Annotated in this window: 3 pseudogenes; 2 read left to right on the forward strand and 1 reads right to left on the reverse strand. The window is 40.6% G+C overall.

Annotated features, from left to right (window positions below):
- Nucleotides 1-788 (reverse strand): annotated as a pseudogene (locus tag O9332_RS09540) (IS630 family transposase); the annotation flags it as partial.
- Nucleotides 789-853: 65 nt separating this feature from the next.
- On the opposite strand from O9332_RS09540, the pseudogene O9332_RS09545 reads away from it, so the two are divergent.
- Nucleotides 854-1153 (forward strand): annotated as a pseudogene (locus O9332_RS09545) (DUF642 domain-containing protein); the annotation flags it as partial.
- 24 nt (nt 1154-1177) lie between these two features.
- Nucleotides 1178-1678, forward strand: a pseudogene (locus O9332_RS09550) (Calx-beta domain-containing protein); the annotation flags it as partial.

Below are 1678 nucleotides of genomic sequence, written 5' to 3' on the forward strand. Positions count from 1 at the left end.
TTCAACAATTTTACATTTTTGATAGCGGGCATTATCTAAGACTAGAGTGATGGGAATAGTTATTCCTAAAGCAGCTATTTTTGACCGGAGTTCACAGACTTGAGTTGCTGTAATATAAGTGTCATTCGTAACCAGAATAACTTCATGAGTTATTGCATTTAATGCTCCTAAAACATTGAAGCGTTTACGCCCGCTCGGTGACTTAACAAAAAGTCTCTCAAAACACCAAACAAAACCGAGAAATGCTCCCATGACGAAGTGAGCGGCATCAACAAAAAAAACAGCCCTTTTTCCTTCTTTAGCCTCATTTAGTCTGGGTTCTAGCTTTTTTTCTTTGTAGTCCTCTTGTTCATCTGGGTCAGCTTTAGAAGGAAGAGAACCTACTTTTAAACATTTCATTCCCATTGATTTTAAAAATTTTCTCACTTGGGTAGGACTTCGTTTTATTCCCGTCAATTCTTCTCTCCTATATACAGCTTCATTGATTGTGGCTGGTGAATTTTTCTCGAAGTATTTTTTGAGGGTTTCTTTTTGAGACTCTAATTCACTTTTAGGGCGATAGAAGTTGATTTTTTTAATTTTTCTATTCCGCCTTCTTGATAATCTCGAAGATAGGTTAATAAGGTATTTGGCGAGATTCCTGCTAACTGACAAATTTTTTGGTGCGGTATCTTTTGGCTCTTTAACCAGAGAACTTCCATCTTCAGTTGAACCCGGGGATGGGGATGATGAAATCTTTCATAATACAGTGAGTTCTTTTCTTCTTCCGTGAATTCTAGGTTAATCATGTTTTTAATGAGTGCCTTGCTTCTAATTATGACTCTTAAACTATATTATTGTCCTTGAGTAAAAAATGCAAGTTGTAGCCGTGCAAAGTATAGCTCAAACTTTCAGCACTATTGCAGGCCAACAATACCTTGTCTCCTTTGCCTTGGCTGGCAATACTTATAGTGGAACTCCCATCAGACAACTAGGAGTTTCAGCCGCAGGCCAGTCCGAAGTTTTTTCCTTTGATACTACAGGGTTTAGTGATGATAATATGGGCTGGGTAAATAAGACCTGGGTATTTACGGCAACTGCATCCACAACGACCTTGGAATTTTATAGTTTATCTATTGAGCCAGAAAATGCTGCTTTTGGCCTCGCACTAGATAACGTTTCCGTCATTTCTTTACTACCATCTATCACCTTAGCGGTAGCCCCAGCAAGCGTGACTGAAGACGGGACAGCTAATCTCATTTACACTTTCACTCGTACAGGTTCCACCACCAATCTTTTAACAGTTAACTACAGTATCAGTGGGACAGCAACCAATGGAATCGATTACACTTCTCTTCCCACCAGCGTCACCTTTGCTGCTGGTTCATCCACTGCTACCGTAACAGTTGACCCCACTGCTGACACAATAGTAGAAAGTAACGAAACTGTTATTTTAACCCTTGCTTCTGGGACAGGTTATACCGTAGGTACTCCCAACGCAGCCACGGGAACAATTACCAATGACGATACCAGTGTCACCTCGCAACTCTCCATCAACGACATCACCGTAGTGGAAGGTAAAGATAATAATGCCATCCTCACCGTCACAGTTGATAATCCCAATCCGCAACCAATTACCTTCAACTATACCACTGCACCCATTAACGCTACCGCCAATGTAGATTACACTAGCAAAACC

Origin of the sequence: Microcystis sp. LE19-10.1B (genome assembly GCF_027530565.1) — a bacterium.
GTDB classification, from domain to species: Bacteria; Cyanobacteriota; Cyanobacteriia; order Cyanobacteriales; family Microcystaceae; genus Microcystis; species Microcystis aeruginosa.